This window comes from Streptomyces sp. NPDC059092, assembly GCF_042756365.1.
Taxonomy (GTDB): Bacteria; Actinomycetota; Actinomycetes; order Streptomycetales; family Streptomycetaceae; genus Streptomyces.
In genome coordinates this window covers 44,248-57,537 of sequence record NZ_JBHZEJ010000036.1, presented here as the reverse complement: position 1 = coordinate 57,537, position 13,290 = coordinate 44,248, and the positions used below count along the sequence as shown (strand labels likewise).

12 protein-coding genes are annotated in these 13,290 nt (G+C 71.0%); all 12 read left to right on the top strand.

The window, feature by feature from the left end; genetic code table 11:
• The first annotated feature begins 64 nt into the window (after window positions 1-64).
• The 12 genes from pyrR (at window position 65) to coaBC (ending at window position 13,138) form a co-directional block, all read left to right on the top strand.
• Window positions 65-685: a bifunctional pyr operon transcriptional regulator/uracil phosphoribosyltransferase PyrR gene (pyrR, locus tag ACFXPL_RS21445; RefSeq protein ID WP_384921707.1), complete on the top strand. Its 621-nt coding sequence runs from the start codon at window positions 65-67 to the stop codon at window positions 683-685.
• 91 nt (window positions 686-776) lie between these two features.
• A complete protein-coding gene (locus ACFXPL_RS21440; RefSeq protein WP_384921704.1) occupies window positions 777-1,814 on the top strand; it encodes an aspartate carbamoyltransferase catalytic subunit in 1,038 nt (345 codons plus the stop codon).
• A 2-nt stretch (window positions 1,815-1,816) separates the two neighbouring features.
• Window positions 1,817-3,103, top strand: coding sequence for a dihydroorotase (locus ACFXPL_RS21435; RefSeq protein ID WP_384921701.1), 1,287 nt, complete (start codon window positions 1,817-1,819; stop codon window positions 3,101-3,103).
• Window positions 3,100-3,696, top strand: coding sequence for a hypothetical protein (locus tag ACFXPL_RS21430; protein ID WP_384921698.1), 597 nt, complete (start codon window positions 3,100-3,102; stop codon window positions 3,694-3,696). Before ACFXPL_RS21435 ends, ACFXPL_RS21430 begins: the two co-directional genes overlap by 4 nt.
• Window positions 3,693-4,853 (top strand): glutamine-hydrolyzing carbamoyl-phosphate synthase small subunit, encoded by a 1,161-nt coding sequence (carA, locus tag ACFXPL_RS21425; RefSeq protein ID WP_384921695.1) that lies wholly within the window; start codon window positions 3,693-3,695, stop codon window positions 4,851-4,853. Before ACFXPL_RS21430 ends, carA begins: the two co-directional genes overlap by 4 nt.
• Window positions 4,846-8,157, top strand: a complete 3,312-nt coding sequence (gene carB, locus ACFXPL_RS21420; RefSeq protein ID WP_384921692.1) for a carbamoyl-phosphate synthase large subunit — start codon at window positions 4,846-4,848, stop codon at window positions 8,155-8,157. Before carA ends, carB begins: the two co-directional genes overlap by 8 nt.
• A gap of 32 nt (window positions 8,158-8,189) precedes the next feature.
• Window positions 8,190-9,326, top strand: a complete 1,137-nt coding sequence (locus ACFXPL_RS21415; RefSeq protein WP_384921781.1) for a quinone-dependent dihydroorotate dehydrogenase — start codon at window positions 8,190-8,192, stop codon at window positions 9,324-9,326.
• Entirely contained in the window at window positions 9,323-10,210 is an 888-nt protein-coding gene (gene pyrF, locus ACFXPL_RS21410; protein WP_384921689.1) for an orotidine-5'-phosphate decarboxylase, read from the top strand. Before ACFXPL_RS21415 ends, pyrF begins: the two co-directional genes overlap by 4 nt.
• A gap of 233 nt (window positions 10,211-10,443) precedes the next feature.
• Complete coding sequence (locus ACFXPL_RS21405; protein WP_319681383.1) at window positions 10,444-10,767, top strand: integration host factor; 324 nt, start codon at window positions 10,444-10,446, stop codon at window positions 10,765-10,767.
• Between the two features lie 38 nt (window positions 10,768-10,805).
• Window positions 10,806-11,369: a guanylate kinase gene (gene gmk, locus ACFXPL_RS21400; RefSeq protein ID WP_384921685.1), complete on the top strand. Its 564-nt coding sequence runs from the start codon at window positions 10,806-10,808 to the stop codon at window positions 11,367-11,369.
• Window positions 11,370-11,510: 141 nt separating this feature from the next.
• Window positions 11,511-11,783, top strand: coding sequence for a DNA-directed RNA polymerase subunit omega (gene rpoZ / locus ACFXPL_RS21395; protein ID WP_003970369.1), 273 nt, complete (start codon window positions 11,511-11,513; stop codon window positions 11,781-11,783).
• A 146-nt stretch (window positions 11,784-11,929) separates the two neighbouring features.
• Complete coding sequence (gene coaBC, locus ACFXPL_RS21390) at window positions 11,930-13,138, top strand: bifunctional phosphopantothenoylcysteine decarboxylase/phosphopantothenate--cysteine ligase CoaBC (RefSeq protein ID WP_384921682.1); 1,209 nt, start codon at window positions 11,930-11,932, stop codon at window positions 13,136-13,138.
• Window positions 13,139-13,290 lie beyond the last annotated feature (152 nt).

Here is a 13,290-nt window from a genome sequence, read left to right as displayed (position 1 = left end):
TTCTTGACTTTTCCGACGTCCTTTAAGGTCCGTCCCGTGAGGCGGAGAAGGAGGTCCGTTTCTTATGGACGCAAGCAACAAGGCCCGCGACAACGCGAGCGGCGACACGGACACGACGGCCGAAACCGGTGGGGCACGCCCCGTTCTGGAGGCCCCCGACATCGCGCGGGTCCTGACCCGCATCGCCCACGAGATCGTCGAACGCGCCAAGGGCGCCGACGACGTGGTCCTGCTCGGCATTCCGACCCGCGGGGTCTTCCTGGCCCGCCGCCTCGCCGGAAAACTCGCCGAGATCACCGGCCGCACCATCCCGGTCGGCTCCCTCGACATCACCATGTACCGCGACGACCTGCGGCTGCGGCCGGCCCGCGCGCTGGCCCGCACCGACATTCCCGGGGACGGCGTCGACGGACGGCTGGTCGTCCTCGTCGACGACGTGCTCTTCTCCGGCCGGACGATCCGCGCCGCCCTCGACGCCCTCGGCGACATCGGCCGCCCGCGCGCCGTCCAGCTCGCGGTCCTCGTCGACCGCGGCCACCGCGAGCTGCCGATCCGCGCCGACTACGTCGGCAAGAACCTCCCCACCTCCCTGCGCGAGACGGTCAAGGTCCAGCTCGCGGAGGAGGACGGCCGCGACACCGTGCTGCTCGGCCTCCAGCGGCCCGCCGCGCCCGGCGAGCGGTAGCGGCCCGCTCCGTACGCCGTTCCACCCCGTACGGCTGCCTCAGCGCGCCCGCACGCCCGCACACCCCACCACATCCGGAGCGCTCTTTCCGATGCTGCGTCTTCCCGGGGCGAACCCCCGCACACCCGGCCACCTGATCTCCGCCGCCGATCTCAGCCGCGACGACGCCGTGCTGATCCTCGACACCGCCGAGGAGATGGCCCGGGTCGCCGACCGGCCCATCAAGAAACTGCCGACCCTGCGCGGCCGTACCGTCGTCAACCTCTTCTTCGAGGACTCGACCCGCACCAGGATCTCCTTCGAGGCCGCCGCCAAGCGCCTCTCCGCCGATGTGATCAACTTTTCGGCCAAGGGCTCGTCCGTCTCCAAGGGCGAATCGCTCAAGGACACCGCGCTCACCCTGGAGGCGATGGGCGCCGACGCCGTCGTCATCCGGCACGGCGCCTCCGGCGCCCCGTACCGCCTCGCCACCTCCGGCTGGATCGACGGCGCGGTCGTCAACGCGGGCGACGGCACCCACGAACACCCGACCCAGGCCCTCCTCGACGCCTTCACGCTGCGCCGCAGGCTGGTCGGCGCGGACGAGGGGATCGGCCGCGACCTGGCCGGGCGGCGGGTCACGATCGTCGGCGACGTGCTGCACAGCCGCGTCGCCCGCTCCAACGTCCTGCTGCTCCACACGCTCGGCGCCCACGTCACGGTCGTCGCGCCGCCCACCCTCGTACCCATCGGCGTCGAGCACTGGCCCTGCGAGGTCAGCTACGACCTGGACCGGGTGCTGCCCGCCTCCGACGCCGTGATGATGCTGCGGGTGCAGCGCGAGCGGATGAACGCCGCCTTCTTCCCGACCGAGCGCGAGTACTCCCGGCGCTACGGCCTCAACGGCGAGCGGATGCGCCGGATGCCCGGCGACTCCGTCGTCATGCACCCCGGGCCGATGAACCGGGGCATGGAGATCACCGCCGAGGTCGCCGACTCCGACCGCTGCACGGCCGTGGAGCAGGTCGCCAACGGCGTCTCCATCCGGATGGCCGTGCTCTACCTGCTGCTGGGCGGCAACGAGCCCGCCGTCACCACGTCCCGCACCTCACCCGAGACGTCCCGCCCGTCACCCGAGGAGAACAAGTAACCATGAGCAAGATCCTGATCCGGGGCGCGAAGGTGCTCGGCGGCGACGTCCAGGACGTACTGATCGACGGCGAGGCCATCGAGGCCGTGGGCACCGGCCTGGACGCCGGTGACGCCACCGTCGTGGAGGCCGCGGGGCAGATCCTCCTGCCCGGCCTGGTCGACCTCCACACACACCTCCGGGAGCCCGGCCGCGAGGACTCCGAGACCGTCCTGACCGGCACGAAGGCCGCCGCCGTCGGCGGCTTCACCGCCGTCCACGCCATGGCCAACACCTTCCCCGTCGCCGACACGGCCGGCGTCGTCGAGCAGGTCTGGCGGCTCGGCAGGGAGTCCGGCTACTGCGACGTGCAGCCCGTCGGCGCCGTCACCGTCGGCCTGGAGGGCAAGCACCTCGCCGAGCTGGGCGCCATGCACGACTCCGCCGCGGGCGTCCGGGTCTTCTCCGACGACGGCAAGTGCGTCGACGACGCGGTGATCATGCGCAGGGCGCTGGAGTACGTGAAGGCGTTCGACGGCGTCATCGCCCAGCACGCCCAGGAGCCGCGGCTCACCGAGGGCGCCCAGATGAACGAGGGCGTCGTCTCCGCCGAGCTGGGGCTCGGCGGCTGGCCCGCCGTCGCCGAGGAGTCGGTCATCGCGCGCGACGTGCTGCTCGCCGCGCACGTCGGCTCCCGCGTGCACATCTGCCACCTCTCCACCGCCGGCTCGGTCGAGCTGGTCCGCTGGGCGAAGTCCAAGGGGTGGAACGTCACCGCCGAGGTCACCCCGCACCACCTCCTCCTCACCGACGAACTCGTACGGTCGTACAACCCCGTCTACAAGGTGAACCCGCCGCTGCGCACCGAGGCCGACGTCCTCGCCCTGCGCGCGGCGCTCGCCGACGGCACGATCGACTGCGTCGCCACCGACCACGCGCCCCACCCGCACGAGGACAAGGACTGCGAGTGGGCGGCGGCGGCCATGGGCATGGTCGGCCTGGAGACCGCCCTGTCGGTGGTCCAGGAGACGATGGTCGACACCGGACTGCTGGACTGGGCGGGCGTCGCCGACCGGATGTCGTTCCGTCCCGCGCGCATCGGCCGCCTCGAAGGCCACGGCCGGCCCGTCTCGGCAGGCGAGCCCGCCAACCTCACCCTGGTCGATCCGGCATACCGTGGAGCAGTGGACCCCGCGGGCTTCGCCTCCCGCAGCCGTAACACCCCCTACGAGGGGCGTGAGCTGCCGGGACGTGTGACCCACACCTTCCTGCGGGGCCGTGCCACGGTCGTCGACGGGAATCTGGCGTGACAACTGCGAACCTTCTGCTTCCACTGGCCGCCGAACAGAAATCGGCGGACGTGACCGACTGGGCCGCCCGGATCGGCTGGGTGGCCGGTCTGCTGCTCTTCGTCGCCCTCGTGTACTGGCTGATGCGCCAGGGCTGGAAGTGGCGCGGCAGCCTCCAGTCGGACCTGCCCGAGCTGCCGGCGGCGCCGGACGACCCCGGCGAGGCCGGACTGACGATGACGGGCCGCTACCACGGCTCCACGACCGCCGGGCAGTGGCTCGACCGGATCGTGGCGCACGGCCTCGGCGCCCGCAGCCGCGTGGAGCTGACGCTCACCGACGCGGGCCTCGACGTCGTACGCCCCGGCGCGCGGGACTTCTTCGTACCGGCTGAGCGGCTGCGCGAGGCCCGGCTCGACAAGGGCATCGCGGGCAAGGTCCTCGCCGAGGGCGGGCTGCTGATCGTCACCTGGGAGCACGGGGACCGGCTGATCGACTCCGGCTTCCGCTCCGACCGGTCCGCCGAGCACGCCGCCTGGGTCGACGCCCTGAACTCCATGAACAAATCCATCACGACACACCGCACCAGCACTACGGAAGGCCCCGCACGATGACCACCTCCATCCGGGGAACCGCCCGCGCGAAGGCGTCTCCCGCCGTACTCGTCCTGGAGGACGGCCGCAGCTTCCGCGGCCGTGCCTACGGGGCCGTGGGGGAGACCTTCGGCGAGGCCGTCTTCTCCACCGGCATGACCGGCTACCAGGAAACCCTCACCGACCCGTCGTACCACCGTCAGGTCGTCGTGATGACCGCCCCGCACATCGGCAACACCGGCGTGAACGACGAGGACCCCGAGTCCCGGCGGATCTGGGTCTCCGGCTACGTCGTACGGGACCCCGCGCGCACCCCGTCCAACTGGCGCTCGCGCCGCTCCCTCGACGACGAGCTGGTCGCCCAGGGCGTCGTCGGCATCAGCGGCGTCGACACCCGCGCCCTCACCCGCCACCTGCGCGAACGCGGCGCCATGCGCGTCGGCATCTTCTCCGGGGAGTCCCTGGCCGACGAGGCGACACTGCTCGCCCGGGTCCGGCAGGCCCCGGAGATGACCGGCGCCGACCTCTCCGCCGAGGTCGCCACGGAGCAGCCGTACGTCGTCCCCGCGATCGGCGAGAAGCGCTTCACCGTCGCCGCGCTCGACCTCGGCATCAAGGGCATGACCCCGCACCGGATGGCCCAGCGCGGCATCGAGGTGCACGTCCTGCCCGCCACCGCCACGCTGGACGAGGTGTACGCGACCGCGCCCGACGGGGTCTTCCTCTCCAACGGGCCCGGCGACCCCGCCACCGCGGACCTCACCGTCGTCCGGGGCGTGCTGGAGCGCGGCACGCCGCTCTTCGGCATCTGCTTCGGCAACCAGCTCCTCGGCCGCGCGCTCGGCTTCGGCACGTACAAGCTGAAGTACGGGCACCGGGGCATCAACCAGCCCGTCCAGGACCGTACGACCGGCAAGGTCGAGGTCACCGCGCACAACCACGGGTTCGCCGTCGACGCCCCGCTCGACCAGGTCACCGACACCCCCTACGGCCGCGCCGAGGTCTCCCACGTCTGTCTCAACGACAACGTGGTCGAAGGGCTCAGGCTCCTCGACCGGCCGGTCTTCAGCGTCCAGTACCACCCCGAGGCGGCCGCCGGCCCGCACGACGCCGCGTACCTCTTCGACCGCTTCACGTCTTTGATGAACACAGCCCTGATGGAGGACCAGCGTGCCTAAGCGCACCGATATCCAGTCCGTCCTGGTCATCGGTTCAGGACCGATCGTCATCGGCCAGGCCGCTGAATTCGACTACTCCGGTACCCAGGCGTGCCGCGTCCTCAGGTCCGAGGGCCTGCGCGTCATCCTGGTCAACTCCAACCCCGCCACGATCATGACGGACCCGGAGATCGCCGACGCCACGTACGTCGAGCCGATCACCCCCGAGTACGTCGAGAAGATCATCGCGAAGGAGCGCCCCGACGCGCTGCTGCCCACCCTCGGCGGCCAGACCGCGCTGAACACCGCGATCTCGCTGCACGACGCGGGCACCCTCGACAAGTACGGCGTCGAGCTGATCGGCGCCAACGTCGAGGCCATCAACAAGGGCGAGGACCGCGACCTCTTCAAGGGCGTCGTCAGGGCCGTCCACGAGAAGATCGGCCACGGCGAGTCCGCCCGCTCGGTCATCTGCCACACCATGGACGACGTCCTCGCCGGCGTCGACACGCTCGGCGGCTACCCCGTCGTCGTCCGCCCCTCCTTCACCATGGGCGGCGCCGGCTCCGGCTTCGCCCACACCGAGGAGGACCTGCGCCGGATCGCCGGACAGGGCCTGATGCTCTCGCCGACCACCGAGGTGCTCCTGGAGGAGTCCATCCTCGGCTGGAAGGAGTACGAGCTGGAGCTGATGCGCGACAAGCACGACAACGTCGTGGTCGTCTGCTCCATCGAGAACTTCGACCCGATGGGCGTGCACACCGGCGACTCGATCACCGTCGCGCCCGCGATGACGCTCACCGACCGCGAGTACCAGATCCTGCGGGACGTCGGCATCGCCGTGATCCGCGAGGTCGGCGTCGACACCGGCGGCTGCAACATCCAGTTCGCGATCAACCCGGACGACGGCCGCGTCATCGTCATCGAGATGAACCCGCGCGTCTCCCGCTCCTCCGCGCTCGCCTCCAAGGCCACCGGCTTCCCGATCGCCAAGATCGCCGCCCGGCTCGCCGTCGGCTACACGCTGGACGAGATCCCCAACGACATCACCGAGAAGACCCCGGCGTCCTTCGAGCCCACGCTCGACTACGTCGTCGTCAAGGTGCCCCGGTTCGCCTTCGAGAAGTTCCCGGCCGCCGACGCGAGCCTCACCACCACCATGAAGTCCGTCGGCGAGGCCATGGCCATCGGCCGCAACTTCACCGAGGCCCTCCAGAAGGCGCTGCGCTCGCTGGAGAAGGCCGGTAGCCAGTTCTCCTTCGCGGGCGCCCCCGGCGACCGTACGGAGCTGCTGAAGACCGCGGGCGTCCCCACCGACGGCCGGATCAACACCGTCATGCGGGCCATCAGGGCCGGAGCCACCCCCGAGGAGGTCTTCGACGCCACGAAGATCGACCCGTGGTTCGTCGACCAGCTGTTCCTGATCAAGGAGTACGCGGACGAGCTGGCCGCCGCCGAACGGCTCGACCCCGACCTGCTCGCCGAGGCCAAACGGCACGGCTTCTCCGACGCCCAGATCGCCGAGATCCGCGGGCTGCGCGAGGACGTCGTACGCGAGGTCAGGCACGCCCTCGGCGTCCGCCCCGTCTACAAGACGGTCGACACCTGCGCCGCCGAGTTCGCCGCGAACACCCCGTACTTCTACTCCTCGTACGACGAGGAGAGCGAGGTCGCGCCCCGGGAGAAGCCCGCCGTGATCATCCTCGGCTCCGGTCCCAACCGGATCGGCCAGGGTATCGAGTTCGACTACTCCTGCGTCCACGCCTCCTTCGCGCTGAGCGACGCCGGGTACGAGACCATCATGGTCAACTGCAACCCGGAGACCGTCTCCACCGACTACGACACCTCCGACCGGCTCTACTTCGAGCCGCTCACCCTGGAGGACGTCCTGGAGATCGTGCACGCCGAGACCCTGGCAGGGCCGATCGCGGGCGTCATCGTCCAGCTCGGCGGCCAGACCCCGCTGGGCCTCGCCCAGGCCCTCAAGGACAACGGCGTACCCGTCGTCGGCACCCCGCCCGAGGCGATCCACGCAGCCGAGGACCGGGGCGCCTTCGGCCGGGTCCTCGCCGAGGCCGGACTGCCCGCGCCCAAGCACGGCACCGCCACCACCTTCGCCGAGGCCAAGGCGATCGCGGACGAGATCGGCTACCCGGTCCTGGTCCGGCCTTCGTACGTCCTCGGCGGACGCGGCATGGAGATCGTGTACGACGAGACCCGGCTCTCCTCGTACATCGCCGAGTCCACGGAGATCAGCCCCACCCGGCCGGTCCTCGTGGACCGGTTCCTCGACGACGCCATCGAGATCGACGTGGACGCGCTCTACGACGGTACGGAGCTGTACCTCGGCGGCGTCATGGAGCACATCGAGGAGGCCGGCATCCACTCCGGCGACTCGGCGTGCGCCCTGCCGCCCATCACGCTCGGCGGCTTCGACATCAAGCGGCTGCGCGCCTCCACGGAAGCGATCGCCAAGGGGGTGGGCGTACGCGGGCTGATCAACATCCAGTTCGCGATGGCCGGCGACATCCTCTACGTCCTGGAGGCCAACCCGCGCGCCTCCCGTACCGTCCCCTTCACCTCGAAGGCGACCGCCGTACCGCTCGCGAAGGCCGCCGCCCGCATCTCGCTCGGCGCGACCGTCGCCGAGCTGCGTGCGGAAGGGCTGCTGCCCGCGCAGGGCGACGGCGGCACGCTGCCGCTCGACGCGCCGATCTCCGTCAAGGAGGCCGTGATGCCGTGGTCGCGGTTCCGCGACATCCACGGACGCGGCGTCGACACCGTCCTCGGCCCGGAGATGCGCTCCACCGGCGAGGTCATGGGCATCGACTCCGCCTTCGGCACGGCGTACGCCAAGTCGCAGGCCGGGGCGTACGGCCCGCTGCCCGTCAAGGGCCGCGCCTTCATCTCCGTCGCCAACCGCGACAAGCGCTCGATGATCTTCCCGGCGCGCGAGCTGGTCGCCCACGGCTTCGAGCTGCTGGCCACCTCGGGCACCGCCGAGGTCCTCAAGCGCAACGGCATCAAGGCGACCGTCGTACGCAAGCAGTTCGAGGGCGAGGGCCCGGACGGCGAGAAGACCATCGTCCAGATCATCCACGAGGGCGGCGTCGACCTCATCGTCAACACCCCGTACGGCACCGGCGGCCGGCTCGACGGCTACGACATCCGTACGGCGGCCGTCGCGCGCGGCGTCCCCTGCCTCACCACGGTCCAGGCGCTGGCCGCAGCCGTCCAGGGCATCGACGCCCTCAAGCACGGCGAGGTCGGCGTCCGCTCCCTCCAGGAGCACGCGCAGCACCTCACCGCGGCGCGCGAGGACTGAACCCCATGAACATCGCGGACACCACGAACACCGTGTACCGGATCCTCTTCCGGCTGGTCTTCCGGCGGATGGACCCCGAACAGGCGCACCACCTGGCCTTCCGCTGGATCCGGCTCGCCGCCCGGGTCCCCGTGCTGCGCACCTTCGCCGCCGCCGCGCTCGCCCCCCGCTTCGAGGAGCTGCGCACGGAGGCGTTCGGGCTGCGCATGCACGGCCCCTTCGGGCTCGCGGCGGGGTTCGACAAGAACGCCGTGGGCATCGACGGCCTGGCCATGGCCGGCTTCGACCACGTCGAGATCGGCACCGTCACCGGCGAGCCGCAGTCCGGCAACCCGAGACAGCGGCTCTTCCGCCTCGTCCCCGACCGCGCGCTGATCAACCGCATGGGCTTCAACAACGAGGGCTCCGCCGCCGTGGCGGAGCGCCTCGCCGCCCGTACGGCCCGTGGGCCCGTCTTCAGGACGACCGTCGGCGTCAACATCGGCAAGACCAAGGTGGTCCCCGAGAATGAGGCCGTCGCCGACTACGTGCTCTCCACGGAGCGGCTGGCCCGCCACGCCGACTACCTCGTGGTCAACGTCAGCTCGCCCAACACCCCCGGGCTGCGCAGCCTCCAGGCCGTCGACCAGCTCAGGCCGCTGCTCACCGCCGTACGCGAGGCCGCCGACCGCACCGTCACCCGGCGCCGCGTCCCGCTCCTGGTCAAGATCGCGCCCGACCTCGCGGACGAGGACGTCGACGCCGTCGCCGACCTGGCCGTGGAACTGGGTCTGGACGGCATCATCGCCACCAACACCACCATCGCCCGCGAGAGCCTCGGCCTCACGTCGGCGCCCGCCCTGACCGCCGAGACCGGCGGACTGTCCGGCGCACCGCTCAAGGAGCGCTCGCTGGAGGTGCTGAGCCGCCTGTACGCGCGTGTGGGCGACCGGATCACCCTGGTGGGCGTCGGGGGCGTGGAGGACGCCGAGGACGCCTGGCAGCGCATTCTGGCCGGTGCCACGCTCGTCCAGGGGTACAGCGCGTTCATCTACCGGGGTCCGTTCTGGAGTCGCGAGATCCACCAGGGGCTCGCGGCCCGGCTCGCGCTCTCCCCGTACGCCACCCTCGCCGAGGCCGTCGGCGCGTCCACCCGGGACGCCCGGAGCCGGAAGAAGGCCGACGCATGACCGCTCCGACTCCTCCGGGGTTTCCCCGCCCCGTGGTCCCCTTCGGCGCGCGGCTGCGGCAGGCGATGGACAGCCGCGGACCGCTCTGCGTGGGCATCGACCCGCACGCCTCGCTCCTCACCGACTGGGGGCTCGACGACGACGTCGCGGGCCTGGAGCGGTTCACCCGTACGACGGTGGAGGCGCTGGCCGACCGGGTCGCCGTACTCAAGCCGCAGTCGGCGTTCTTCGAGCGCTTCGGCTCGCGCGGCGTCGCCGTCCTGGAGAAGGCCGTCGCGGAGGCGCGGGCGGCCGGGGCGCTGGTCCTGATGGACGCCAAGCGCGGCGACATCGGCTCCACGATGGGCGCGTACGCGGAGACCTACCTGGACCCGGCCTCGCCGCTCTTCTCGGACGCGGTGACGCTCTCCCCGTACCTCGGCTTCGGCTCGCTGCGCCCGGCGCTGGACGCGGCCTCGGCGGCCGGCTGCGGGGTCTTCGTCCTCGCGCTGACCTCCAACCCGGAGGGCGCCGAGGTGCAGCGCGCCACCGCCGCCGACGGCCGAACGCTCGCCCGGCTCATGCTCGACCACATGGCCGCCGAGAACGCGGGCGCGACGCCCCTCGGTTCGGTCGGCGCGGTCGTGGGGGCCACCCTCGGGGACCTCGGGGACGCGGTGGACCTCGCGATCAACGGACCGCTGCTGGCCCCCGGGATCGGCGCGCAGGGCGCGACGCCCGCCGATCTGCCCGGCGTCTTCGGCGCGGCGGTCGGGAACGTCGTACCCAGCGTCAGCCGGGGTGTTCTGCGTCACGGTCCCGACGCCGCGGCCCTGCGGAGCGCCGCGGACCGCTTCGCGGACGAGGTGAGAACGGCTGTCGGCGGTGGCACGGCCGGCAGGTGACGGAGGCAATGAGCGGCTTCCTGTCCAAAAAGTTGGGCAAAATGACCAAAATGTCACCCCTGATCGATGCTGACCAGGACTTTTCGTCTGTTCTCGCTGACTCGGACGGACTTGGCCGCTAGTCTCCGTCGAGAGTCAACGCGCAGTTCGTTGCCCGTTGCTCGCCTGGTGTGGGGCGATTAGGTTCCTCACCGGTCCGTATCCGACAGTTCGACATCCGAGGTGACGCAGGCGTGGCTCTTCCGCCCCTTACCCCTGAACAGCGCGCAGCCGCGCTCGAGAAGGCCGCCGCGGCTCGCCGGGAGCGGGCCGAGGTCAAGAATCGACTCAAGCATTCCGGCGCTTCGCTCCATGACGTGATCAAGCAGGGTCAGGAGAACGACGTCATCGGGAAGATGAAGGTCTCCGCCCTCCTTGAGTCGCTGCCCGGCGTGGGCAAGGTCCGTGCCAAGCAGCTCATGGAGCGGCTCGGGATTTCCGAGAGCCGCCGCGTGCGAGGTCTTGGCTCCAATCAGATCGCGTCCCTGGAGCGCGAGTTCGGCGGTGGCGGCGCCTGACGTTTCCGGGCACCCCCGGGAACCTGGATAATCGCCGCATGGCAGCAGACGTACGACCGCGGCTGACCGTGCTCTCCGGCCCCTCCGGGGTCGGCAAGAGCACGGTCGTCGCCCATATGCGCAAGGTCCACCCCGAGGTATGGCTCTCGGTGTCGGCCACCACGAGAAAGCCGCGCCCCGGTGAGCGCCACGGGGTCCAGTACTTCTTCGTCACCGACGACGAGTTCGACAAGTCGGTGGCCAACGGCGAACTGCTGGAATGGGCGGAGTTCGCGGGCAACCGGTACGGGACCCCCCGGCAGGCGGTCCTGGACCGGCTGGCCGCGGGTGAGCCCGTACTCCTGGAGATCGACCTCCAGGGCGCCCGGCAGGTCAAGGAGTCGTTGCCGGACTCCCGGCTGGTCTTCCTGGCCCCGCCGAGCTGGGACGAGCTGGTGCGCCGGCTCACCGGTCGGGGCACGGAGTCGGCCGAGGTGATCGAGCGCAGGCTGGCCGCCGCGAGGGTGGAACTGGCCGCCGAGGCGGAGTTCGACACGACCCTGGTCAACACCTCGGTCGAGGACGTCGCACGCGAGCTGCTAGCCTTGATGGCAGTTGCATGATCTTTTGTGTGCTTTCCTCGTGGACCGCCCGGTACGCCGGGGCGGCGAATATTCGCCGGACCACGAGAAATCCCCGGTCCATGGGGTGTGACAGCACACGAACCCCTGTTTTTCCCTGAATTTTCTTCGGAAGGCAAGAGAGTGTCCTCTTCCATCACCACGCCCGAGGGCATCATCAACCCGCCGATCGATGAGCTGCTCGAGGCCACGGACTCGAAGTACAGCCTCGTGATCTACGCGGCCAAGCGCGCGCGCCAGATCAACGCGTACTACTCGCAGCTCGGTGAGGGCCTGCTGGAGTACGTCGGTCCGCTGGTGGACACCCACGTCCACGAGAAGCCGCTCTCGATCGCCCTGCGCGAGATCAACGCGGGTCTGCTGACCTCCGAGGCCATCGAGGGCCCGGCCCAGTAGGCGCCCCACGGCACACGCTTTCTCACCACAGGCCCGGCAGCGCGACTGCCGGGCCTGTGGTGTGTCATGGGAGCTGTCACGATCGTGCGGGGCATTCGGCTCGGTCACTTACGGCCGGGCTGTGGACAGCGGAGGGGAGAGACACGGTGGAGAAGCCGAAGGTCGTTCTGGGGGTCGCCGGGGGGATCGCCGCGTACAAGGCGTGCGAGCTGTTGCGCGGGCTGACCGAATCGGGCCACGACGTACGGGTCGTACCGACCGGATCCGCGCTCCACTTCGTCGGGGCGGCGACCTGGTCGGCGCTCTCGGGCCATCCCGTCTCCACCGAGGTCTGGTCCGACGTCCACGAGGTGCCCCACGTACGGATCGGCCAGAGCGCCGACCTGGTCGTCGTCGCCCCGGCCACCGCCGACCTGCTCGCCAAGGCGGCGCACGGCCTCGCGGACGACCTGCTGACCAACACGCTCCTCACGGCCCGCTGTCCGGTCGTCTTCGCGCCCGCCATGCACACCGAGATGTGGGAGCACCCCGCCACCCAGGAGAACGTGGCGACCCTGCGGGCCAGGGGCGCCGTCGTCGTCGAACCCGCCGTGGGCCGCCTCACCGGCGTCGACACCGGCAAGGGGCGGCTGCCGGACCCGGGCGAGATCTTCGAGCTGTGCCGCCGGATCCTGGCCCGTGGCGTGCCCGCGCCCGACCTGGCGGGACACCATGTGCTGATCAGCGCCGGGGGGACGCGTGAACCGCTCGACCCGGTCCGCTACCTGGGCAACCGCTCCTCGGGCAAGCAGGGGTACGCCCTGGCCCGTACGGCCGTGGCCAGGGGCGCCAGGGTCACGCTCGTCGAGGCGAACACGGGGCTGCCGGACCCGGCGGGCGTCGACATGGTCCACGTCGGTACGGCGCTCCAGCTCCGCGAGGCCGTGCTGAAGGCCGCCGCCGAGGCCGACGCGGTGGTCATGGCGGCGGCCGTGGCCGATTTCCGCCCCGCCGTCCAGGCCGAGGGCAAGATCAAGAAGAAGGACGGCGAGGAGCCCGCGCCGGTCGCCCTCGTCCGCAACCCGGACATCCTCGCCGAGCTGGCCGCCACGCGCGCCCGCCCCGGACAGGTGGTCGTCGGCTTCGCGGCGGAGACGGACGACGTCCTGGAGAACGGCCGGCGCAAGCTGCGGCGCAAGGGGTGCGACCTCCTCGTCGTCAACGAGGTCGGGGAGCACAAGGTGTTCGGGACGGAGGAGAACGAGGCGGTCGTCCTCGCGGCGGACGGCACCGAGACGCCCGTACCGTACGGCCCGAAAGAAGCCCTGGCGGACGTGGTCTGGGATCTGGTGGCGCCCCGGGTGGTGTCCGGATGACGACGGTGGGGGCCGCGGGCTTCGCCGGACCTCCGGCCGTATGAATTCTTCATTGCGCCCACTTTTCTCCCCTATGCCGTTTCTGTGCCCTTCGTCGCATCTCTCTCAGGGCTCTGGCCAGGGGCGATCACGGTGGCGCATAATGCGACACC